General features: G+C 57.5%; 19 protein-coding genes. 12 read left to right on the top strand and 7 right to left on the bottom strand.

Translation table 11 applies throughout. The annotated features are described in order from the left end of the window. Positions 1–2,343: hypothetical protein (locus CVT63_03425; GenBank protein PKQ28332.1), on the bottom strand; the 2,343-nt coding region annotated here is incomplete at its 3' end. Positions 2,344–2,719: 376 nt separating this feature from the next. Between CVT63_03425 and CVT63_03420 the strand changes: the two genes are divergently transcribed. The 3 genes from CVT63_03420 to CVT63_03410 all read left to right on the top strand — a co-directional run bounded on the left by CVT63_03420 (position 2,720) and on the right by CVT63_03410 (position 6,441). Continuing rightward, positions 2,720–2,983: an AbrB family transcriptional regulator gene (locus tag CVT63_03420; protein PKQ28331.1), complete on the top strand. Its 264-nt coding sequence runs from the start codon at positions 2,720–2,722 to the stop codon at positions 2,981–2,983. A 4-nt stretch (positions 2,984–2,987) separates the two neighbouring features. Continuing rightward, positions 2,988–3,389, top strand: a complete 402-nt coding sequence (locus CVT63_03415) for a pilus assembly protein (GenBank protein ID PKQ28330.1) — start codon at positions 2,988–2,990, stop codon at positions 3,387–3,389. A 955-nt stretch (positions 3,390–4,344) separates the two neighbouring features. Further along, positions 4,345–6,441: a hypothetical protein gene (locus tag CVT63_03410; GenBank protein PKQ28334.1), complete on the top strand. Its 2,097-nt coding sequence runs from the start codon at positions 4,345–4,347 to the stop codon at positions 6,439–6,441. 71 nt (positions 6,442–6,512) lie between these two features. On the opposite strand, the gene CVT63_03405 is transcribed toward CVT63_03410, so the two are convergent. Then, complete coding sequence (locus tag CVT63_03405; GenBank protein ID PKQ28329.1) at positions 6,513–7,331, bottom strand: hypothetical protein; 819 nt, start codon at positions 7,329–7,331, stop codon at positions 6,513–6,515. Beyond that, positions 7,331–8,431: a hypothetical protein gene (locus CVT63_03400; protein ID PKQ28328.1), complete on the bottom strand. Its 1,101-nt coding sequence runs from the start codon at positions 8,429–8,431 to the stop codon at positions 7,331–7,333. Before CVT63_03400 ends, CVT63_03405 begins: the two co-directional genes overlap by 1 nt. A gap of 281 nt (positions 8,432–8,712) precedes the next feature. On the opposite strand from CVT63_03400, the gene CVT63_03395 reads away from it, so the two are divergent. The 3 genes from CVT63_03395 (at position 8,713) to CVT63_03385 (ending at position 13,369) form a co-directional block, all read left to right on the top strand. Next, entirely contained in the window at positions 8,713–11,430 is a 2,718-nt protein-coding gene (locus CVT63_03395; GenBank protein PKQ28327.1) for an ATP-dependent helicase, read from the top strand. A gap of 171 nt (positions 11,431–11,601) precedes the next feature. Further along, the gene (locus tag CVT63_03390; GenBank protein PKQ28326.1) at positions 11,602–11,997 is read left to right on the top strand and encodes a hypothetical protein; all 396 of its coding nucleotides are present in this window, start codon (positions 11,602–11,604) and stop codon (positions 11,995–11,997) included. After that, positions 11,990–13,369, top strand: coding sequence for a hypothetical protein (locus CVT63_03385; protein ID PKQ28325.1), 1,380 nt, complete (start codon positions 11,990–11,992; stop codon positions 13,367–13,369). Before CVT63_03390 ends, CVT63_03385 begins: the two co-directional genes overlap by 8 nt. A gap of 15 nt (positions 13,370–13,384) precedes the next feature. Here the strand turns inward: CVT63_03385 and CVT63_03380 are convergent, their stop codons facing one another. Further along, complete coding sequence (locus CVT63_03380) at positions 13,385–14,191, bottom strand: hypothetical protein (GenBank protein ID PKQ28324.1); 807 nt, start codon at positions 14,189–14,191, stop codon at positions 13,385–13,387. Then, the gene (locus tag CVT63_03375; GenBank protein ID PKQ28323.1) at positions 14,188–14,829 is read right to left on the bottom strand and encodes a hypothetical protein; all 642 of its coding nucleotides are present in this window, start codon (positions 14,827–14,829) and stop codon (positions 14,188–14,190) included. Before CVT63_03375 ends, CVT63_03380 begins: the two co-directional genes overlap by 4 nt. 517 nt (positions 14,830–15,346) lie before the next feature. Here CVT63_03375 and CVT63_03370 point away from each other — a divergent pair. The 3 genes from CVT63_03370 to CVT63_03360 all read left to right on the top strand — a co-directional run bounded on the left by CVT63_03370 (position 15,347) and on the right by CVT63_03360 (position 18,577). Further along, on the top strand, positions 15,347–16,162 hold the full coding sequence (locus CVT63_03370) for a hypothetical protein (protein ID PKQ28322.1): 816 nt from the start codon (positions 15,347–15,349) through the stop codon (positions 16,160–16,162). A 646-nt stretch (positions 16,163–16,808) separates the two neighbouring features. Then, complete coding sequence (locus CVT63_03365) at positions 16,809–17,339, top strand: hypothetical protein (protein ID PKQ28321.1); 531 nt, start codon at positions 16,809–16,811, stop codon at positions 17,337–17,339. After that, entirely contained in the window at positions 17,336–18,577 is a 1,242-nt protein-coding gene (locus CVT63_03360; protein PKQ28320.1) for a hypothetical protein, read from the top strand. Before CVT63_03365 ends, CVT63_03360 begins: the two co-directional genes overlap by 4 nt. Positions 18,578–18,632: 55 nt before the next feature. On the opposite strand, the gene CVT63_03355 is transcribed toward CVT63_03360, so the two are convergent. Together CVT63_03355 and CVT63_03350 are read right to left on the bottom strand one after the other, a co-directional pair. Beyond that, complete coding sequence (locus CVT63_03355) at positions 18,633–19,952, bottom strand: hypothetical protein (protein PKQ28333.1); 1,320 nt, start codon at positions 19,950–19,952, stop codon at positions 18,633–18,635. A gap of 739 nt (positions 19,953–20,691) precedes the next feature. Continuing rightward, positions 20,692–21,303, bottom strand: a complete 612-nt coding sequence (locus CVT63_03350; GenBank protein ID PKQ28319.1) for a hypothetical protein — start codon at positions 21,301–21,303, stop codon at positions 20,692–20,694. A gap of 54 nt (positions 21,304–21,357) precedes the next feature. On the opposite strand from CVT63_03350, the gene CVT63_03345 reads away from it, so the two are divergent. The 3 genes from CVT63_03345 (at position 21,358) to CVT63_03335 (ending at position 23,502) form a co-directional block, all read left to right on the top strand. Then, the gene (locus CVT63_03345; GenBank protein ID PKQ28318.1) at positions 21,358–21,705 is read left to right on the top strand and encodes a hypothetical protein; all 348 of its coding nucleotides are present in this window, start codon (positions 21,358–21,360) and stop codon (positions 21,703–21,705) included. Positions 21,706–22,049: 344 nt separating this feature from the next. After that, positions 22,050–22,391 carry a hypothetical protein gene (locus CVT63_03340; GenBank protein PKQ28317.1) on the top strand — a complete coding sequence of 114 codons (342 nt, stop codon included), beginning with the start codon at positions 22,050–22,052 and terminating at the stop codon, positions 22,389–22,391. 58 nt (positions 22,392–22,449) lie between these two features. Beyond that, entirely contained in the window at positions 22,450–23,502 is a 1,053-nt protein-coding gene (locus tag CVT63_03335; protein PKQ28316.1) for a hypothetical protein, read from the top strand. The last annotated feature ends 199 nt before the right edge of the window (positions 23,503–23,701 follow it).

The following is a 23,701-nucleotide window of genomic DNA, read 5'->3' as shown; positions in this document are numbered from 1 at the left end:
GTCCGCCCTTGTTTGTGGGCCGGTCTTTGTCATGTAAGTCACCATTGCGGTGACCGCTGTCGTGTTCGGGTTCTGGATGGTGATGTAGGTCTCAAAGCCCCAATCTGAGGTGCCTTCCGCGAGGTACCAGATGGGGGTTGTTGTTGGAGGCGGCGGCGGAGGCGGCGGAGGCGGCGGAGGAGGCGGAGGCGGCGGAGGCGGCGGAGGCGGGTCGGGGCTGTCTTCCTCTGGCCAGACACGCACTTTAGCGTCGTAGCCGGGGTGGGTGGCGCCGTTGCCGGCGGGCACGTTCACGTCTACGTCGAATACGCGCCAGTCGAAATCGCCATCGCCATCGCTGTCCACGTCGCGCCACGTGTACCCGTCCTTGTAGCCGCGGGGAATCGGACTGTCGTTGTCCTCGACTCTGTACTCTTTCGTGTTGAGGTATGGCATATAGAAGGTCGTCCTCACGTCCTCCAGGATGGCATTTTGCGGGGACGCCTTCTTTGAGAAGTTGTCGAAGGTCTGCGCTACGTCCACGTTTCCCTGGGTCCAATCGTATGGGGTTTTGGCAGGCGCCGGCAACGGTGTGGGCTCGGGATCCTGCAGTTCGCCGCCTGTAATGGCGGGGTTGGGTGGCACTCCTTTGTTCCCTGTATGCCAGGTGGGGATCGACTCGTCGTCATCATGTATTGTACAGCGCAGCAGAGGGGTCTGGTAGTTGTCGTAGGGGGCGCCCGTTACCGGAAAGGCTGTCTCCATGTACGTTGGGACGGACAGCCTGTTGGGGTAGCCCGGGTCATCCAGGTACACGTAGTTGTCGATGGCGCCGGTTGAAGTATTGACGTGCAGCAGGCGAAAGCCGGGGTATGGTGACGAAGCAAATGTGCTCGACACCGTCGTTATCTGTGAAGTCGAGGGGTTCCCTGTAGCCGTGCCTTTGTAGTCGGAATGCGTGTGTCCGCTGAGGCAGGCATCGACCTTGCCGTTCTCCATGGCGGTTAGAAGCTGAGGCCTTCCCTCGTCATCGACGCCGGGTGGAGTGGTGGCCAGACCCTTCGGCGCCCAGCTCCACAACGGGTGGGCGTTGTCGTAAGGGGGAGTGTGTATTGCGGCGATTGTGACGGGCTTCCCTGAGTTCGAGCTGATGTCGTTCTGCATCCAGGAGACCTGGGTCTCACGCAACCGGCCCTCGTACCACAGGGTGGGGGCATATAAGGAGCCGCCCGGCGCGCCCTGTGTGGGGGTTCTGCCTCCCCGGTCAGGAAGGCCGGTCTGGTCGTAGAACTGGTGATCCATCGCGCATAGTTTAGTTATGTGAGTATCTGCCCCGTAGTCCCAGCCACAGTAGAGCGGACCGTAGAAGTCCTGCCAGAGCCCGAGGCCGTCGTCTCTGCTCGAGAATGGGCAACTCGCATCGTCATCGGTGACATAACAGTCGTGGTTGCCCGAGATCATTACCACGGGGCGTTCCAACTCGAGGAGTTCATTATAGAAACCCGGGTACTCGTACTTGCTGTAGAGGTCTATATCCTGTGCGTCTCCCCCGATCCCGGCCGGTTCGGGCAGGTAGTTCGCGGCATACGGAAACCCCACCGACGAATTGCCGTCCCTGGGAACCCCGAAGTGGGCGTCGCCCATGAACATCACATATTCGACATCCAGGTGGTTTATGATGTCCACCGCTTTCTCAAAGTTCCAGAAGTAGTCGGACTCGGCCCTGCCGGGGCTACCGATCGCCGTGCTTTCACGCCCGCGCGCGTCGTTGAAGTGCGGGTCGGCAACCACTGCTATCCAGTAGTCTGTCTTGTAGTCGTCGATAACCTTGACTGAATGGTTCGTAGTTCTCTCGATGGGCGCCCCATCGGCCGTTACTGATACGGTGAGGTCATACAGGTCCCTGTAGGTACCCGTCGGAATCTTGAACCGCGCTTTGTATATGTTGTAGGGAAGAGGAGCGGCGCCGGGGAGGTCGCAGGTGTCGTACCCGAAATCCGGATTATTGTGGTCGTAGTAGGCGGGCCAGCGGGTGGATGGTGTTAACGTCGCCGAACCGCTGACGTACTCGAGCCCAACGGTGAGGGGGCAGGGAGAGGCGGATGTCTTGAGCTCCGCCGACCACCCGGCAATTGCGCCCGGCATCGCCGCGCCGGGATCGCCGTCGCGAAAATCCCACTCGACCTCGATGGTCTCTCCCTTCTTTACAATGACAGGGTTCCCAATGGTGGGATATATCAGTTCCCTGATTTTCGTGTCGTTCGGCTGAGGGTAGGCCGACCAAGCCATTTCATTCGGTTTCCCGGAAGTCAAGAGCGCTACCGGAGACACGGGAATCAAGACAAACACCAGCGCCACAAGCATAACCAGCGCGCGACGGAATCCCTTGATATCACCAACGATTGCCCAAAGACTCCCTCGCTCAGGAGTCACCGCGCGCGAAGCGCGTGGGAGAGGGGATTTAGTTCTACGTATGCGCATTTTCATCAATGTGGACACCCCGAAGCGAAGCGACGCCGGAACTCCCCACAAAATCAACAACTGTCCAGCTTGGCTTCCAAAAACAACGTTTTCCAGTGAGCCATGTCCAATTCTTATTTTACCAGCACCGGCGCGGGGAATCATCCACCTCGCTAAATCCGCGTCGTTCAGCGAAAGATGACCAGTTGATTGACATTAGCGCTACCTGATGTTATTGTAATACCATGAATATCGTATATCTATAAAAAAAGGTAATACCATGCCGAAGATAACGGACAGGTCGGTCTTGACCAAGAAATCACAGGTCACCATACCCAAGAAAGTGCGAGAGGCCATAGGGGTGAAACCGGGTGATGAGGTGCGCTTCAAGGTGAAGGGGAAGACCGCTGTCGTAGAGCCGGTTGTGTCCAATTTGAATAAACACTTCGGTTCAGTTAAACCAAAGAAAAAGCCGGAGGACTTCAAGAAAGCGCGAGAAGCCTTTGAGAAAGGTGTCGCCAGGAACGTCGCGGGGGATCGTTAAAGAAATGCGCTTCCTGGAAACCGACACGATCCTTCGTTATCTGACTTGTGATGACAAAGAAAAAGCCGCCGATGTCTTCGCGTTGCTTCAAAGGGTTGAGAGTGGCAGGGAACGGGTGGTCATAAGCCCGATGGTGATATTCGAGGTGGTGTTCACTCTCCAGTCGTACTACAAGGTGTCGAAGAGCGAGATAAAAGAGAAGGTGCTTGCCATACTCGACCTCAGGGGCCTCATCCTCGAACATAAAAACGTGTTTGCGGCGGGCCTTGAATGCTACTGCGAGTTCAACCTGCCTTTCGCTGATGCGTTCAACGCGTGTTACATGAAAAGCCGCGGGCTCAATGAGATCTACACTTACGACGAGGATTATGACAGGATAGCTGATATCAAAAGAGTCGCCCCGTGAGGATCCCACGCTCTGCGAGATAAACCTGTGGCTGGTGATTGTGCCGGCCCTCGCACCAGCTCGAAAAAAGTCATAAAGGCCAGGGGTCTACCGTCCACCTCTCCGTCCACATTCACTGCGTAGAGGGGTCGCTAACAGTTAGGGATTATATGGAAAAACATACGCGGACATGGAAACCTGTGCCGCGCTCAACTCAGAATAGGGAAGATACAGGTGTCGTAGGTGTCTGCTATGATGAGTTCAGCCTGTCAGAGGTGATAGCCAAGCCTTTGTGTGGCCACTCGCCGTCAGTTCGACGGAGAGGATAAACGGACGCCGAGGCGAGATAAGACCCGCTGGAAACAGTGGGCAAACGCCCGTGAAGCGTCAACTGAAACTGGCCGGGTGAGAGATTCAACTATGTTTCAGGGAACGGAGGGACAGCGTGCTGGACAACGATAACGCCGAGCTGCTCAATATCAACCGTAGAAACCAGGTGGAGCGTCAGCCGCTGGAAAGGGAATCGAGTCTCGTGGCCGCCCTGCGCAAGGCGCCCGGGAAGTGGACCGCGCCGATGTGCGAGGCGCTTCATTTGCCGGTGAGCTCACGTGACAAGGAGAGAAAGGCCGCGATCCTCGATTACCTGACTGCGCCAGGGTCGATGGCGCATGTCTGGAGGGACCTGCCACGGCTCTCGCGCCGGATTATCTCGTGGCTCGTTCTCGAGAAGAACGGGTTCTCGAGCGCGCGCGAGCTGTACGAGGAGTTCGGCGCCGACGACGACTCCTCGTATCACTGGAACAAGGGCCAACTCCCCACGACCGCGCTCGGCCTGCTCAGGCTGCATGGGCTCGTTTTCAAGGGAATGGCCGCTTCCGAGCGGGGAAGGGAGAAGGTGGCCGTCGTTCCGGTGGAGCTTCGCCCGGAACTCGAATCGATCGCGCGGGGAGCAGGGGAAGGAGATCCCGCGCCGCCTATGCCCGAGCCCTCTTCCCGGAAGAAGTCCGGCCTTGGGGAGCTGCTCGAGGTGAGCGCCCGGTTCTGGAGATCCGGGAAGCCGGATGCGGACATCTACCAGTTCATGATTGCCCTGAAGGACGTCGAGCCCACCGTGTGGAGGAGGATACAGGTCCCGGGTGAGTACTCGTTTTGGGATCTGCACGTGGCCATCCAGGACGCCATGGGCTGGCTCGATTATCACCTGCACGAGTTCCGACTGCGCGACTCGTTCACGGGCGGGGAGACTGTCCTCGGTTTCGCGGAGGAAGGCTCCATGGAGGATCGGAAGGCGCTCACCGACTACATAGTTCTGATCTCGGACTACTTCGGGGACGAGCCGGTCGAGTACCTCTACGATTTCGGCGACTCCTGGCGCCACGAGGTGACACTGGAGGCGGTCCTTCCACGACACCGCGAGGCCGAGTACCCCAGGTGCATAGCGGGCGCGAGAGCCTGTCCTCCCGAAGACTGCGGTGGCGTGAGCGGGTACGCTGATTTCCTGCGGATAATCGCCGACCCGGCTGACGAGGAGCACGATGAGACGCTCCACTGGGTCGGAGGGACGTTCAACCCGGAGTATTTCGATCCCTCGGCTGTCCATTTCGACGATTCCCAACTGAGGTGGAGGGTGGCCTACCTCGACGACGAGGAAACGTTCGAGTTCTTGATGAGCCAGAGGGAGGCCGCGGCGGAGCGCCCGCCCGAGATTAAAGTCGATCTCGTGGGATACATGGGTTTTCCACACCCAGGCGGAACCGACATGGAAGACGTGTTTCGCTACTCCTCGAGACCGGCCGAGCCGGCGAAAACGAAGCGAACGCGAGACCGCTCGTCACCATCACACAAGTGGCAGTTCAAGGCGCGCTTCAGGAGAGACGCCTACGGCTGGAAGGGGACGGCCCCGGCGTCGAAGAGGCTCCGCGAGGCCGTGTCCGAGATCAAGAAGGTCGCCAGGAAAGATCCGGTGACGGCGGCCGACGGTGTCGTCTCGCTCTTCGAGAGGCTGTGGCCGGCGCTCGAGGAGATAGACTCCTCCTCGGGAGCGCTTGGAATCGCGGTCAACAAAGCCATTGACGCGCTGCTGCCAATCCTCATTGATGCCCCGGCCGATCTTCCGACGAGGCGCCGCTGGCTCGAGTGCCTCTACGAGGCCGTTTGCGATGACGGGGTGGATTTCCTTTTCCCCGTCAAATGCCGCTGGGGAGAGATATGCGTCTACCCGGAACTGGTCGACTACTGGATCGAGTTCACGCTCCCCGGACTCGAGCTGTGCCAGAGGGTTGGCGGGCCGGGGAACTTCTACGAGGGGGAGACAATCTGTTTCTCATGCCTCCTGGAAGGGAAGCGCTACGACAAGTTACGGGAAGTGATTTCCAAGAGGAGGTTTCCATACTGGCCGTTAGACCGCTTCTGGGCGGAGGCGCTTGCTCGCATGGGACGGACGGATGAAGCGATCACCTACGCGGAGTCCAGGAACCCTCAGGATTACGAGGAGCAGAGCATCCTCGACTTCTGTGAGCGGACGCTCCTCGAGGTTGGTCGCGAGGAGGAGGCGTACAGGAAGTACGGGCTTTTGATACGGCGGGGCAACACGTACCTTGCGACGTACCGGGCTATGGTGAAGCAGTACCCTGGACGCGACCCCGAGCAGGTCTTGAAGGATCTCATCGAGACATCGCTCGAGAAGAGCAAGTGGTTCGCCGCCGCGAGGCAGACCGGGCATCTCGAGATCGCGAGGGATTGCGCCCGCTCTGGCCTCGTCGAGCCAAAGACGCTGGTCACCGCCGCGCGCGACGCGCTCGAGTCCGATCCGGGATTCTCGTACGAGATCGCCCTGCGCGCGCTCGACCTGATGCTCCGGGGTTACGGCTACGAACTCGCGGTCATCGATATTCTTCCCGCGTTCAACATTCTCTTCGAGGCGGCCGACGCGATGGGCGTGAGCGACTGGGCTGTCAAGAGCGTGAAGGAGCTGCTCGACCGTGGTCTGACCGAGAACTACCCGGACTGCGCGGAGTACCTCCAGGAACTCCTCGACAGGCGATTGCCCGAACCGGGCGGGAACGGCCCGTGACTTCCGGGAGGCGACAGTGAAAGGCATCTTCAAGAAAGGACACAACGATAATGCATCAGATCGCCAGCAACTCAATTCGATTTCATCAGCTCGATAATATTTGAAATCTCTAGCTGAGCAAGAATACGTTTCTGGAGCTCGGCCATATTGAGTTCTGTCAATTGGACAGCGAGATCTCGCGTCCCTTGGGCATACTCATCGGCGAACAGCGGCGCCAGTCTCGAGGCCAAGATATCCAGTGCCTGTCTATTGCCGCACCTTTTCACATCAGCAACGATGGCCTGTTTGCCGATTGGCAGATTCCTGAGGACCCAAAATACGTAGTAGATGTCTTTTGCCCTGTCGGTGTCTCCAATAGGGTCCAGGTATGACTGAATCTTGTTGAGCACAAATGCCCCTGGGGTTGGAACGCGAACTGTGAGGTCGACGGGGATATCCTCAGAGCTATCGCTGATTCGGACTTCGACGTTATTCGTTAGAAATAAGTCTAATCCGTCAAGGATCTGAGCCCTGATACCTCCCTGTACAACAATCGTTTCACCATGCTCTCGGCTCGGAGCCGGAGTCAGGAATTCGACTTCGAAGCCCGTCCCCAGCTTGCTCTCGAATTTGAAGTACTGAGTGTGCCGACTCTCGAGGGCGCGACCCGCGAACCCTGCCTCTTCCATAAGAGACAGGATAGAGCGCCTCGACACTGGGATGTCGTTTTCAACGAGGAGGTCGAGATCATTTGTGTAGACGGGAGCTTGCCCAAGTGGCATTTCGAACATGTATTTTGAATAGACAAAAGCCGCGCACCCACCGATAAGGACGGTGTTGGGCAGGTACTCTTCCAGTGCGAGTAGAACTCTCAAGAATTCATAGGTGAAGGGATCGCGCATGTCGGTCATCACCAGCTATTCGAGTCGCGGAGCCCGCTGTGCCCAAGTATTTTTTCCGCTTGCTCCGTTCCTCTTATCGGAAACCTGGCAAGGTCAAGGTAAAGCTGAATATCCGACGCGACTTTTAGACCCTCGATAATGCGTAGATCGTGAAAAGCCCCGTGCTCGTAGTACGGCCTGGCGACATGGAAGTTACCACCCGCATGAGGTTCTGTCAGTTGAAGCGCATCAACGAGATGGTCAACCTGTCGGCCGAAGTCTTTTCGACCTCGCACGTACAAATGGCATTCGTTGTACTGGACAAATGGCGCTACCAGGTGTGCTCCAGCGTGAACAGTCAGGGCATACTCAATCTGCTGCGATGCCCCCGAATCCTTGAAAAGGGCAAACATCTCATCAAGACTCATGGCCTTGATGAAGAAACTCCGAATGCTGTTCTTCCCGAGGAATGTGTACTGGCCGGCCCAGTCGTCCAAGAGGTTTTCCATCCTGCGGATTTTGCATCCACGCCGAGGTTTCTTGTCCAGATATCCCCGTTCTTTGAGTTCATTGAGTACTTCTGAAGCCCAGCCGACGCTTACAGACGCATTTTCCGCGAGAGTTCTCACGGTGTGGTACGCCTCAGACTTAGATACAAGTTCGCGCACTATGAGGCTTGCTTTATCGGAGAATATGTTGATTCCCTCTTTCTTATACGTGTACTCATTGCCGGCGGATGTCTTATGTATCAACACATTGTCGAATGCGATATATACGTCGCCGGAAAGATCGATGAAGTTGATTCCACGGTCACGAACCTGCCTTCGCCCAGTTTCGCTTATGAAAGGGACGACCAGCACGGGCACAAGCTCTGGTCTGTTCTCGGTCAGCTTGCTGAGTGTCTGGACGCCTTCTTCCAGTTCCCGCGGATATCCTCGATGCTTGACTTCAAATATCAGCTCTTTACTTTTGTTCCCGACCTTGACAGTTGCAACCAGGTCGGCTCGGAAATCATGTTTCTTACTGCCAGGCGGGGCATCCGTTCGGATTTCGACCACCTGTAGCCCGTCGAGGAGGTCGCCCATGTTGTTCTTCAGTTTCTCGAGCAGTTCTCTTTCTTTCATGTTCATTAATTCCTATATGTTCACTACGTAGTGAACATAGCACAATACCGAACGAACGTCAATACCAACCATCAGGCGCGAGTTCTGCGGAATGAAAACCGGGTATAACAATCCGAAGGGCGGCGTGAAAATGCTATTTTTGGGAGGCGACAGCGGTTGAGTGAAGGGGCCCTTCCGGGTGGTGGCCAGGACAAATTGGCCCAATCAGTCCCCGGTGTGCTATCATAGCAGAGCAAGCGAAATTCCGTTTATGACAGGCGCCAGGCGCCGGAACCATCTTTTTCCCCGTGGGGGTCATCGTGGGCGATGCCAGGATACTCTCGGAAATTATTGAAAAACCCGTTCCACTGTCCGCCGAGCAGCGAACCGCGGTCATGTCCGCGAGCCGTTATGTGCGGATAATCGCGGGGGCCGGGACGGGCAAGACGGAAACGCTTACCAGAAGGATCGTTTACCTCGTCCTGCACGAGGAGGTCGCCCCGCGCAACATCGTCGCGTTCACGTTCACCGACAAGGCGGCTCTCAGCATGAGAAGCCGCGTTTACGACAGGTTGAGACGGCTCAAGAGTGAAAAGGAGTGCGCGAGGCTCGGCGAGGCCTACATAGGCACCATTCACGGGTTCTGTTTGCGGCTACTCGAGGAACGCTTCCAATTCGGGGATCACGAAGTGCTCGACGAGAACCAGGAGTTCGCGTTCCTGATGAGAAACGGCTGGAGCATGGGTCTGGGCAAGGGCGCCAGGTACGACAGGGCGTGCCTGACATTCCTTCGCTCCGTGAACGTCGTCAACGACGAACTCCTGGACAGGGGCGAGCTCAAGAGGCTCGCCCCGGAGTTCAACAGAAGACTGGCTCGCTACGAGGAAATGCTCGAGAGGCATCGCTACCTCACGTTCGGGGGTATGATTTCCAGGGCCATCGCCTCCCTGTGCGAGAACCCGGACGCCGCCCGCTACATTGAACACCTGCTGGTTGACGAATACCAGGACATCAACCGGGCGCAGGAGTCCCTGATCAAGCTGCTCGCGACCGCCGCCGCCATTTTCGCGGTCGGGGATCCTCGACAGAGCATCTACCAGTGGCGTGGTTCGGATGAGGCCTGCTTCGACGACTTTACGAGGCATTTCGAAGATGTCCACACGGTTCCCATAAGTGAGAACCGGCGGAGTGTCAGGAGTATCGTCGCGCTCTCGAATTCCTTCGCGGACACGTTCGAGAAGCGGCGGTACAAGCACCTCGTGCCCGCTCGGGCCGGGATGGGCCACACGTTCATAGTTGAGTTCGAGACTCCGCTTCAGGAGGCCGAATGGGTGGCGGGCGAGATACACAAACTCGTGAGTGGAGGCGTCTGTCACTACGGCGACTGCGCCATACTGCTCAGGAGCGTTTCGACATCCGCCCAGCCTTTCATCGACGCCCTCAGAAAGAGGCGCATGCCCTACGTGGTGGGAGGAAAGGTCGGCCTGTTTCAGCGAGACGAGGCACAGGCGGTCGGCAGGTTGTTGTCCTGGCTTTCCGACGACGGCTTCTGGGTGGCGGATCCATGGACCTGGTCCAACCGCGTTGAAGGTGACGGGCTACTGGAGACGGGGATGACCCTGTGGACGCGCGGGACGGGCCGGGAAGCCTCGAGGAGAAAACTGCTCCTCTGGAAGAATGGCGCCCTATCCGGCGAGTTCCGGAACCTGACGGAGGTTTACCAGGGACTGCTCGAGGCTCTTGATTTTCGTGATCTCGACTTCTCGGAGCGCGGGCATGCCGCCGCCGCGGCGAACCTGGGCGCCATGAGCAACATGCTGACCGACTTCGAGATGCCCATCCGACTGGGCGGTCGGAAGCCCCGCTGGAATTCTCTGGTGAAGAACCTGTGCTGGTACCTGAACACTTACGCGACCGGCGCCTACGAGCAGATGCCCGCCGACCGGTTCGGTGGCCTTGACGCGGTCGCCGTAATGACGGTTCACCAGGCGAAAGGCCTGGAGTGGCCGCTGGTGTTCGTTCCCGCCATGACCCGATCGCGCTTCCCGTCCAGGAATACCGGCCGAAAACAGGATTGGCAGGTTCCCCGCGCCATGTTCGCGGTCGAGCGCTACGAGGGCGCCATCGACGATGAGCGGAGGCTGTTCTACGTCGCGCTGACCCGCTCGCGTGACGTTCTCTGCGTCTCGAGATTCCGCCGCATAAACAATCCGTGTGGCGAGAGTCCGTTCATCAAGGACGTCGGCGCCGCCCTGGTGCGCCTCGCGCCCGATGAGGGCCTGCCCTCCGTTATGATCGGGAGCCGGCGGGAAGACGAGGTACGTACGTTTCAAGCGAGCGAGATACTCACCTACTTGAGGTGTCCGCACCTCTACAGGATGCGGCACGTGTGGGAGTACCGGCCCGCGCTCGCGACGCAGATGGGGTATGGGAGAAGTCTTCACCACTGCCTGCGTCACGCGTCCGAGCTCGTTCGCGGAGGAATGATGGCGCCCGACGCGATCACCGCCGCCGTGGAGGAGCGCTTTTACCTGCCGTTCGCGGGGAGTAAGGAACTCGAGACGGCGAGGGCGAAAGCGGAGCTCGTACTGCGACGCTTCGCTGAAGAACACGCCGAGGAAATGGGACGGATCGAAGAAGTCGAGGCGAGGCTGGAGTTCCCGGTGAAGAGGGCGACCATCGTTGGCAAGGTGGACGTGATAATCGGCGGAGACGACTTCAGGGAGGTCCGGGACTACAAAACGACCGACGAGGTCGCGACCTTCAACAACGTCTCGTTCCAGGTGCGCCTGTACGCGAGCGGCTTGGGTCTTGTCGGGAAGCCCGTCAACAGGGCGACGGTGGCCTACCTCAACGAGTCCAGGCTCGAGGAGGTGACACTATCCCCACAACACCTCCGTGAGGCGGTCGCGGAGGCCGAGCGCTGCATCGAGGGGATACTGGAGCATCAGTTCGATCGGGCGCCCGGGAAGCATTGCTCCAGTTGCGACTATGCGAGAATCTGCAGAAGAGATCAGACAACGTGAATGAGGCGAGTTGCGTTGGCGGGATCGGGGCCCGTCAAATATTCGTTCCCATCGAGAGTTATTACTGTCGCTGATCAACCGTCTCCCCGACCACCTCCGGTTGTGTTGGACAAAGATATTTATTGTGGTAATATGTTCTCTAGGATGATAGTATTCTATCAGGAGGGATAGATGGTTTCGAAGAAGACGTTGGCGATTGAAGAGGCGAAAGCGTACATTAGATCAGCTAAAGCGAACCTGGATCGTGGGGACGAAAATCAATGCATTGATAGCCTGTTCTACGCCTATGAACACATAGCCAACGTACTCGTGGTCAGGCAGTTCGGAAAGCCGACCAAGGATCACAGGGAAAAACTCAATGCGCTCGGACGCGCTTATAGAGAGGGGCGGATTAGCTCTGAAGAACACGAGGCCTGCAAGCGTGTGGGCAGTTTGAGGAACTTCGCACAGCAGTCTCCTTATGACGACGTTGCGGTCATTCGGCTCAAGAAGGGAGAAGTCGGGCGACTATACGAGTCGATTGTCAAGCTGGTGGACAGGATAGAGAAAGACAAAGAAGATGAGTGAGCTGATAAACAACCAGAACACAAAAGTGCTGAAAGCTCTTCTTGATCTGGGGCCGGGTAAAGCCACAGCAGAGTATCTTGCCCTGGTGTGCGACATGGGCGTGGCCTCGGTCTATCGCTCTATTGAAAAGCTCAGGGACAGAGACATCCTGCACAAAACCGGGACCACTTACTCCATCAACTCCACAAACCCATTTGTTCAAAAGTTCTCCGAACTGCTGGACGCGGAGAAGATGATCAGCCTTAATCCAAGAGCGTACCAGGAAGTGGTCGAGGTGGCGAATGAGATACGGAACCACTTCGGAGAAAGTGACTATTCGCTCGCCGCTTTCGGGTCTTATGTGAGAGGGACAGCGACGACGGACAGCGATGTGGACATTCTGCTCGTGGTAGCAAAAGAGCCTGGCGAGGCGTTCCCCATCGAGAGTACGCACATGCTTTCGCAATTGACAGTCATGACCAGGGAGCAGTTCACCAGCGCGTGGAAGAAGGGCAACGAGGTCGCAAGAAGCTCCGTGTCCTGGGGCGTACTGCTCCACGACCCCTGGCGCATGCTCTACGACTATCGCACGACCATGCCCAGGACCCCTGTAACCACAGAAGCGCTCATGAGCGCGCGCAAAGACATCGAGAAGATGCTGGAGAGGTTCAGGGAGTGTAGAGAACTCAAGAACTGGGAACTCGGGCAATCGCTCGGGGCCCGAACGGCCATCGCAATCGGCCGAGCCTTGCTAATGGAGACAGGGGTGACGCCGCGCACGAGGCCGGAGATACCGCGGCAGCTTCAGAAAACAGGCTACTCCACGTGGCGGGACGTCGGGCGCCTTGCCTCTGGAGGAACGGCCAGCAAGAAGGCTTATGACGAGACCTCAGAGGGTATCGAAAGGCTCTACACCTATTTCTGGAATCTTACCGCGGAGAGGACCAGGTTCTGTGACTTGCTTTCGATAATCTGGGGACAGCAGAACGAGGCGATGAACAGCCTTTGCGCTATTTTTAAGGAAATTGGCGCGAAGTGCAGTGGGGGCCAGGGCGCCGATTTCCGTCTGGTAGACAAGAATGGAGAAGAGGTCGCGCTGGAGTATAAGAGTACCACCAGGGGTATCGACGGCAGAGTGGGCGACTACCTCATGAAGCGCGCGCGCCAGGGCGCCAGGATATTGATCTACAATCCATATCGGGAATATCCACCCGACATACGATCCTATAAGGTACATCCCGCGTCAATCGAGGCGGCGAAAAGGAGAGGCATTTCTCTGGTTCCTTCCAGAGCTCTCTTCGAACTGGTCGCGGACTGGACAGTCGAGAGAAAGGATCGTGGGTCACTAGAGCTGGTAGAGATACTTGAGACGCTTGCTGTTGACACCGTCTGAGGAACGGAAAAAATGTCAAGGCCGAAGGAGTCGCAGGAGGTTGTTCTTTGTCAGCATAGATGGATCGGATCCCGGCCCCAGGAAAGGCCTTGCATCATCTTCAACCCTGTCCCAGGCTACATCCCGCATCTTTTCTCGGACGGCTCGACGCCAGTTTCGCGGGTTTAACGAGCGGCCTTCCCAGCCTGTCTGGCGCAGCGCGTTGTTCAGGAACTCGATATTGGGCGAGGGCCATGTTGGATCGCTCAGGTACCAGATGAGATCGTAGACGTCGCGCCCTTTCAGATAAGGACGGTGCAACACCGCATGGAGCTTGCCCGCGAGCAGCGATGCCTGATCGTGATGATGGAGCTGCAGGGGAAGATAACGGCGAACTACCGTGGTGGCGAGTGTCGCCCCCTCCGGAGGCTGAGTGTCCACCTCCAGCTTGACCGATAGTGTTTGTCGGTCATGCGGGGAAAGACCTAATTCAAAGGGAAGCCCTGGGAACCGCACAAAGGCGCTGTGAACGATTTTCTTGTCGCTCAACTTGACCTGAACCTCGTACCCTTCAGCGACAAACTCCTTGCTGATTTCGCTCAGGTAGCCGCGGAAATCGTATTTAGTCGCCTTGCCCTCAAGGGAGAAGTCCAGATCCTCCGAGTAGCGGGCGGTGGCAAATAGAAAGCGAAGCGCCGTGCCCCTCTGAAAAGCGAGAGGGATCATTGCGCCCTGGCGCTGAAGCACGCCGAGAACGCGGGCCTGCAGGTACTCCCGGACGTCGTTCAAGGCTTCTACAGACGATGGTGTTTCCGCGACCAACCTGGCAAGATAGGCTTTCACAGCGCTTCATACTCCTCTGTTTCCCGCCTCGCGATTGTCCCTACAATTTCCGCGGCCCGACGAAGCCTGGGTCGACCTGAACTCTTTGCCAAACGCTCCAACTCTTCGAGATCGAGCCGTTCCAGGTTCTTGAGACGCAGACCTTCAAGATACTCCCTGCTGTCGGATCCGGGCTGCAGGTACACAAGGTCGAAAAGAGCCTTCTCGGGATTCGCAACCAACGCCGCCTGCTTTTCTTCCACATCAATCACATCGTAGCCGTAGAAGTATTCCGGCTTGATGTGGTGATACTCGAAATGCCCGAGGGGCGTCTCCCTGTGTCCGGGGCGCAAAGTCGTCACGCTTGTCACCACCGGCACGTGTTCGGGGATGAGTCCATGGTATGCGAGAGCGGACTGCAGACTGACATAAGATCCTCGCACCAGATGGTTGGCCACCAGAAAAGGATGGGGCTTCACTTTGCGGCAGGGAGGGGCAAGAGCGTACAGACCTCGCCTCAACTGGATGAGACGTCCCGAAGCGGTGAGGCGCGAGAGCTGCCGACGCACGCTGTCGGGGTCAACATCGCCAGCCAGGAGCAAGCCGGTTTCGAAAATCGGCTCTCTCCCCACTATTTCCTGCACTTCTCTGAAGTTCATGACGTTAATATACCATAGTTGTCTAATTATTGCAACACACATAGCGGGATTCCCCGTAACTGTTCACGCGACTCTGAAAACCCGCTTGTTAAACCGTTTGTTTGGTGTTGTACGCGCTAACTTGGTAAACCAAGTGCCCCTTTCCATAAATATGGTAACGTATCGAGAGCGTCGATGCGCCGTTCCTTAAAAGGCTGCGTGACCGAGTCGTACTCGGTGAGTACGACGGGGAAGCGGAACGCGGCAGGCGCGGATGCAGCGGCGGTCGCTTGCAAGTATTTATGGAATGGGGCACTACTAAGGTTATGGATCCGGGACTGATAAGTTTTCTAATGGGTGTAGGATTCGGCTTCATAGACGAGGAGATGGTCGTGTGCCCGAACTGCGGCGCCGAGTTCTTTCCCGAGGAGATGGTGATGGAGGACGACGGTTACGCATGCCCCGCCTGTCTCGAGCTGTTCGGGGAGCAGGAGTAGCGAGCGATACCGCCGGCTGCCATTCAACGAAAGGGGAACCCGTGCTTGGAGCAATAGCCGGTGACATAATCGGGCAAGTCTACGAGTTCGACAACATCAAGACCACCGATTTCCCGCTCTTCAAAGCCGACTCGACGTTCACCGACGACACGGTTCTCACGGTTGCGGTGGCAGACGTGATCCTGAATGGCGGAGACTACGCGCGAATGTTCAAGGATTACTTCAAGAGATACCCCGGAAGAGGCTACGGCGGGACGTTCCAGGGCTGGGCGTCCTCGGCCGAGACTGAGCCATACAACAGCTTCGGCAACGGCTCGGCGATGAGAGTGAGCCCGGTGGGTTTCGCGTTTGCCTCGCTTGATGAGGTGCTGGCAGAGGCGAAGAGAAGTGCGGAGGTCACCCACAACCACCCGGAAGGGATAAAGGGCGCCCAGTCTGTCGCGGCGGCCATTTTCCTTGCGAGAACCGGGAAAACCAAGGAAGAGATCAAGCGGTATGTCGAGAAACAGTTCGGCTACGACCTGAACGAGCCGCTTGACGAGATACGAGAGTACTACACTTACGATGTGACCTGCCAGGGCTCGGTGCCCCAGTCGATCATCGCGTTCCTGGAATCAAATGACTTCGAGGACGCGATCCGAAAGGCGGTGAGCCTGGGCGGGGACAGCGACACCATAGCCTGCATCGTCGGCGGCATAGCCGACGCTTACTATGGGGGGATTCCGGAACCCATCAAGATCGAGACAATGGCGCGCCTGGACGAACGACTTACGTCCGTGGTGCTTGCGTTCGAAAATTTCACAGCCGGAGAGGACCGTACACCTGTGAGTAACATCGACGCGGATCCCATTCTATGACTGGATAAACGAGGACTGGATAAAGATTGCCCACTGGAACAAGGTGCTGGTTGGCATGAGTGATCCGGAAGAGTTTCGCGAGCATCTTACCTCGGGCGAAGACGCGTTCTGGGGGCGGTATCCGTCGAGTTTTTCAGGTCGCTTCACTACTTCAGTTATCTTGCCAGGAGATGTCCTTGGTTGGATTCGATATAGCCCGTCCGCCGCTTATGCTTGAGCTGTGTCTCTAAAGGCGCGGCGTGGGTGACGGCTTTTAAAAGGAAACTCTGTCCCCACCCCATGACAGTATTTTATCGGCACGTTCTGGGGCACTCAGCCTCACATAGTACGGCAACGCGCGATCCCTCTGATTTCCTCCCCTCGAGGGGGGAGGATTAAAGTGGGGGTGTCCAGCGACAATCACTTTTGAGTGTGAAGGGAACGAATACTTGACGCCAGATAACGGTTCAGTGTTCAGTCAGGTGAGAATGCACAGTACTCAACATGCCACTGGAAGTCATTAGCAGGTTAACGAGCGGTCGACTTCGGGACAGGGGCTGGGGATGTACCGGTGATGCAAGTAGGAGTATTATGAAAAAGGCAACCGCTCTATCACTATCAGGATATCAGCGAAAGGTAAGTGGCACAGAGAGGTGCAGGAGCGAAGATGGTTGACGAGAAGAAACTTCTGCCTGTAAACATGCGGGAGCTATGCTGGGCTCTCGATGATAGCAGTTTCACGATAAATCGCTACCTCGACCTGGAGACAGGCGAAATCGTTGAGCAGATTGAGTTCGATGACGCCTATTATGATGATAACGAGGAGGAGTTGGAGGACCCGGTCAGCGAGATGATCGAGGAGGACCCCGATCGTTTCGAGTACATCGACCCGCTCCCTTCATTCGAATCTTATAGACATATGGAAGCCTTCATACCTACCGTCCAGGACCCGCACCTGAAGGATTTGTTCGTGATGGCAATCGACGGCAGGGGTGCATTCAAGCGGTTCAAGGACGTGCTGAACCGTTACCCGGAGGAAGAAGAACGGTGGTCCCAATTCAAGGAACGGAAGATGATGTGCATTGCGATGGATTTCCTTGACTCAATCGGAGTGGAGCCGGTCGGGGATAGATTGCGGGGCGCCACCGCACCCGACGGTGGCGAGAGCCGTCACACTCCGGGAGAGCCCTGTCAGTGAATGGAACCCACAAGTGGAAGTTCAAACAACGCTTCAGGCGGGGGGCGTACGGCTGGAGAGGCACCTCGCTTGCGTCCAAGCGTCTGCGCGAGGCCGTCTCGGAGATCAAGAAGGTTGCGAAAAAGGAGCCAGTTCTTGCAGCCGACGGCATAGTGTCGCTCTTCGAGAGAATATGGCCTGCCCTGGAGGGAATAGACAGTTCCTCGGGGGCACTAGGAGTCGCGGTCGATAGGAGTATTGATGCGCTTCTGCCGATTTTCATCGAAGCCCCCGCGGACATCGATACCAGGCGACGCTGGCTTGAGCGCCTGTACAACGCGGTCTGTGATGACGGCGTGGATTTCCTGTCTCCGGTGAAGTGTAGCTGGGGAGAGGCCTGCGCGTTCCCCGAGCTCGTCGCCGAGTGGCTCGACTTCCTGCTGCCAGGGCTGGTCGATCACCTGAAGGACAGAAGGCCCATGTCCTTTTTCATGGGTGAGGCCATCTGCCTCTCATGCCTTTTCGAGGCGGGACGTTACGAGGAGCTCCGGGAACTGCTCTCGAAGCGCGGTTACTCCTACTGGCCTTACGACCGTTTTTGGGCGGAGGCGCTCCTTCGGATGGGTCGCACGGACGAAGCTGTTGCCTACGCCGGGTCGAGGCACCCGGATGAATACGAGTCACAGAGCATCCTGGAATTTTGCGAGAGGGCACTGCTGGAGGATGGCCGAAGGGACGAAGCATACTGGGAGTACGGCCTTGGGATCCGGAGCGGCAACACGTACCTCGCGAATTACCGTGCCATCGTCAAGAAGTATCCCGAGCAAGATCCCGAGCAGGTTCTCAGGGACCTCATCGACACCTCGCAGGAGAGGGGCAAGTGGTTCGCCGCAGCGAGGCAGGCCGGGTTTTTCGATGTCGCTCGGCAATGCGCGCGCTCGGGGCTCGTCGAGCCAAAGACACTCGTAACGGCGGCCAGGGACGGGTTCGAAAAAGACCCAAGCTTCTCCTTCGAGGTGGCGCTACGCGCACTCGACCTCATGCTCCAGGGTTACGGCTACGAGCTCGCGGTCATCGACATACTCCCTGCGTTCGAAATCCTCTTCAGGGCGGCTGACGCGAAGGGCGTGGAAGACTGGGCTATGGCGAGCGTGATGGAACTTCTAAGCCGGGAAGTGCCGAGGAACGACCCAGCCTGCGCGGATTATCTGCGGGTTCTCATGGAAAGGCGGCAGCGCGAGCACCGGGAGGTGGAGTGATGACCTCCGACTTCCCCCCAACCGCCTGACGGCTGGGCAGAGAAAGGAGATTTAGCTACCAGAGGTCGTCGAAAGAGTCTTTCCCGATGTGCCTGCAGTATTTCTTTGCGAGTTCCCTCAGGCCGGCCGAACCCGCAAGCCACAGCCATTCGTCTGTTCCTGCGGTGAAAAAGGCCCGCTCGACCTCGAACGTACGTTCCACTTTATCATGCAGGGTGAACCGGAGTACTGGGCTGTAGGTTTGGACCTTCTTGAGGAGTTCGGCGGGCTTGGGACGTGCGGCGCGGGCCTTCTCGACGATCTCGGGGACGAGTTTCCGGAAATCGTCAGGAATGGACACGCCAACGCTCTCGGCTTTCTCGATCAGGTCGGCGAGAAAGCAATCTATGTCGAGAATGTTCGAGAAGTCGTTCTCCTCAAGGTCTCCCAGAAACACGGTGATCACGTCCTTTTTAACCTCGACGATGCTGTCTGTGACACCCGCTTTCTCGACGGCGGATTCCACGATTCTTTTCTCTTCGTCGGATATGACCTTCTTCTGTGTCCTCCTGAGGAAGACTCGGCCGTCGGGGTTCTCATAAACTTCGAATCCCTCCGGGATCTCATAGGCGAGGTTCCCCTTGGCCTTCTTCGAAAAATGGTATGTGGGCTTGCCTGTCTTACTTAGCCCGGAATGCAGGTAGTAGAGGTCGCCCTGCCTGTTTGTGTGCGTGACGGGAACAGCGGAATCGTCTGCCTTCCGAGCCAGCATGAGGCTTTCATAGGCTTCCTCGTCGTGGAGATACGCGACCCTCCAGCGAACGAGGGGATCATCGAAGCGAACGGCTGAAGCCTCGAAGCGCTCAGGGTCGTAGGAACCGCCGACCCAGGTTGTCATCTCCTGGTGCTCCTCGTCCGTTGGATCTCCGATGATACGCAGGAAGTCCTCGAATCCAGGCAGGCCGCCGCAATCCTCGGGGGGGCATGCACGCTCGCCATCTACGCAGACCGGGTAACTGACACCTTCTTTGACGGGGAGAACGGCTTCGAATCTCACCTCGTGTTCCCAGCCGTCACCGAAATCGTAGAGGTAATGCGCCAGGGGATTCTCCGCAGAGAAATAATCGGAGATGTACTGCGTATGATCCGGCAGGACTTTCTTCTCGGCGAATTCCTCATCGGAAAAACCGAGCAGGATCGCGGGGCCGCCCGCTGCCTCGGGAATGCTGAACTCGTGCAGGTGGTAGTCGAGCCAGCCCATGGCGTCCTGGATCGCGACATGAAGGTCCCAGAAGGAGTAGCTCTCAGGGATCTGGATCCTCCTCCAGATGGGCGGCGAGATGTCCTTCAGCACTATCATAAACTGGTAGACGTCGTAGAAGCCGCGGCGTTTCATCGCCCCCCTCAACGACCTGACCTCCAGTACCTCCTGCCTGGGAGACTTCTTTCGAAAGGCGGGCTTGGGCATGGGCGGAGCGGGCTGCACCGTCTCCGCTTCCCGCGCCATGGCCTCCAGAGGCTCCCGTAGCTCGACGGGAACAACGGCGACCTTGACTCTTCCCCGATCGGCTGCTATCCATCCCTTGTAAACAAGTCCGTACAAGCGCAGCAGCCCGAGTGCGGTCGTGGGACGTTCGCCCTTGTTCCAGAAATAGGCATAGTCGTCGTCTATGCCGAACTCGTCGTAGAGGTCACTCAGCTTCGCGAAGCCACCCTGTTCGCCGACAAGCCAGAAGATAATCCGCCGGCTTGGATCCGGAAGGCTGTGCCAGACCTCCTCGATGGATCGGGGCGCCAGCAGGTGTTGCGTGATGGCGGCTTTTCTCTCCACGTCCCGATTGCTGACCGGTAGGGAGAGGGCCTCGCACATGGCCCTGGTCCAGGCGCCCGGCAGTTTCCTGACCGCCACCCCGAGGCTGGTGTCGATTGCAAGCGGCTTGGTTTCCTGTTTCCCCCTGAGTTCGAGCCTGATCAGCTCTACCTCCAGATTGTAGTTCACTCCGATCGCACCTTTCTGAAGCGCGCCCGCCGACTGGCATACGGCGCCTCGGGGTCTCGCGTTTTCTATCCCTCGTAATAAACGGTCGTGATAGAGATTATACACCGGATACACCCTGTCATAGGTGCGAATTGACTCACAATAAAAATACCCGAAGCGGATTCGTTGCCTCAAAAACAAAAAGTACCCGAAAGAATAGGAGCTGAATGCCGATTCCCCGAGTGAATATCAAAGCGTACCCGGGGGTGAAGAAGGTGTCCATCCTGGGCTCGTCCACCGAGGAGGTGTACTCCCCGAAAAAGGTGACCGAGGTGGTGTCGAAGTGCACCCGCTCGGTCGAAAGCCTCCACTGCTTGATCGTCCTCAGGGCCAGGTGGAACCACACCTCGCGCGCCCTGGGAGACCCCAGGGCGTCGAGCGCCCTGCCCACCCTGTCGTCATTGATGGCGCCCTTTTGCCCTGTCGTTAGTCCAAGGGCGCCGGGCTCGATGGGAGCGACCCAGTTCTCCAGGCGGTAGAGGGGACCCGGCGAGGCGAGGATGTTGTGAACCAGCACACAGATGGCCTGCCCGTGGTTGAGCGCGCCCGTTCTGCCCTGGGGGAGGTGACTTCTCAGAATGCCCTCCACGTTGAGCCGGGCGAGGTAATGCCTGATCAGGGGGTGGGGGCCGAGGAAGTGAGTCTGGATCATGGCCGGTCCGGATCCCGTGGAGCAGCGAGATGATATCGGCCCTTGACTAGTGTACATGGTAGCCAGTATACTACACTAACCATGGAAGACGCAAGGGCAATCCTGAGAAAATTGAGAAAGTTCGAGAAAAAGAGGGCCGCCCTCATGGACGGACTCCTCGCCACGGATAAGCTGGCGGTGGGAACCCTGGCCAGGGCGAAGCGCCCCTGCGGCAACGCGCGCTGCAAAAAGTGCGCGAAAGGGCCCTCGCACGAGCAGGTGGTGCTCTACTACACCAACGAGAAGGGGAAGCGAACCTCCAGGTTCGTGCGCCGAGGTGAGGAGGCTGAGTTCGAAAGGGCCTCAGCCCGGTATCACGAGTACAGGGAGGCCCTGCGCGAGCTCAAGCACCTCAATTCCGAGGAAATCGATTTGATAGGTGCTTTGAAGCAGAGCAGGTCAATCACCCGGAAGGGCTGATTCAATCTTGAATCGGGGGTGGGGAAACTATTTCGACGGGGCGAATTATCTGCGGAATGTGGGTTGTACCTGCATTTATCATATCAAAAGGTGCATGTGCTCGCATTGCTGACTTATTGACAGGGCGTAGTAAATGATTTCTCCGCCAGCATCGACTGCAACCGAAGGTCGAGATGCAAATCCGATCAGTGCTACTTGACAGCTCACATATTAGTCCTTATAGTTAAGACATAGAATCCTTACTGTTAGGTGGTAATGATGAACGGAGAGCGTGCGGAAGAGCTGTTAAAAGCCCTCGGGGAAGTACTCGAGGCCCAAGATGATGAACCGCTGGACATCGTCGTATGGGGATCGTCGTCAGGGACGAAAGAGGCCTCCACGTCACGCCCCCTAGTTCGATAGACGGCTTCAACAACGCCGTGCAGAGGGTTGGAAACCTCTACAGCGAGCAGCCGGACTGGTTTAACTTTGCAGCTACCAACCAGCTCGAGATGGCGATGCCGGAAGGGCTGATCGAGCGCGCGCAGGTCAGGGTGTACGGCAACAGACTCACTGTGCGCCTCTGCTCGCGCTTTGACATGGTCCACCTGAAAATGATGGCTTCTCTGGATAGAGGAGAGGAGCAGACAACGGACCTTATCCGCATGCGCCCGACCGAGGACGAGGCAAGGGCTGCCGCCAGTTAGTGCCTCGAGCAGGGATGTTCACCCTACCGGCTCAAGAGCCTTTTGGAGGACCTGGGACATGGAGAACTTGCAGCAACGATATGAACGGTTGACCGAGAGAACCATTGACCTCATGTGGCGTCAGTGGCTTTCGCTCGGCGCAAACCTGTCTGGAGATCCTGCCAGGCGCGCGATGATAGACCCCGAAGCACTCCTGATGGCCACGTGCACGGTCGGCCGCTACGACACACGCCTGTTCGATGAGGCCATGGACTGGCTCGGCGGCAACTATAGCCGGCTAAGCTCTAGTCGAATGGTCCAGGTCATGAGTGCCTATCCGGTTGAGGACCAGCGAGTCCTGGCCGCGGTCGAGCAATGGGTTTCCAAATTTGCAGATGTTGAAACGGTTGTCAAAGGCGTCCGCAGCAAGGTCGAAAGGCCTCCAGAGAACGAGACGCGCTGGCTGTGGCTACCGGAAAGAAAGGCGACACCGTCAAGGCCTGACGAGATCTTCGAAGCCTGGGGTTATCTGAGGGGGGCTCCGCGGATCCGCAGGCATTCTGGGAGCCCGGATCTAAAGAACGAGGCTAATGTGATGCTCACCGCTAGAGCGATGTTCGGCAAGGGAGCAAGGGCAGACGTGCTGGCCTATCTATGCTGTTCGGAAAAGGGATCCAAGAATACTCTGTCGATCTCGAAGAAGGTCAAGTATGACCAGAAGGCGGTTTATCGCGCTCTTGTTCAGCTGACGGAAACAGGTGTTGTGGAGAATCTGCAGCCGGGGGGCAGGGGAGCTGCCGGGTACTACCGGATCAAGGGTGAGGCGCTCCTGCGCTCCCTGGATATAAAGAAACCGATCTTCGTCAACTGGGCCGACCTCTTCTTTGCAATCGACCGGGTCTTGGCTGACCGGAGAAACAACGCAGCAGACTATAGCAGTGATGTCCTGGGTGGTGAAAGAGCCAGGCGCCTCACAGGCTCCATGGTCCAGATGATACGCAAATCCTGCGATGTCCTGGCAGAGACTCCCTTGCCTGATATAAGACACAAGAGTCCTCGGCGTTTTGTTGACGAGCTGCTGGGATTCCTGGAACAGGCTCTGAGTGAGACAGAAAAGCTCATGCGAAAATAATCTTGATGTCTACATCGGGAGGACGAGCTGGCGGAGGGAGGGGTGGGAACGACTTCGCGCTTTCTGAATACTACTTCAAGAAATAAAGTTGGATGTTAGCCGCGTTGACCGCCGGAACTTCAGTTGCTGCCATGTCAATGGCCTTGACGATTAATCACTTCGAAAATAGTGTGGACTTTCGCAGTCCCCGCCTAATTAT

Origin of the sequence: Candidatus Anoxymicrobium japonicum (assembly GCA_002843005.1) — a bacterium.
GTDB lineage: Bacteria > Actinomycetota > Geothermincolia > Fen-727 > Anoxymicrobiaceae > Anoxymicrobium > Anoxymicrobium japonicum.
This window is presented reverse-complemented; position numbering and strand designations above follow the sequence as displayed.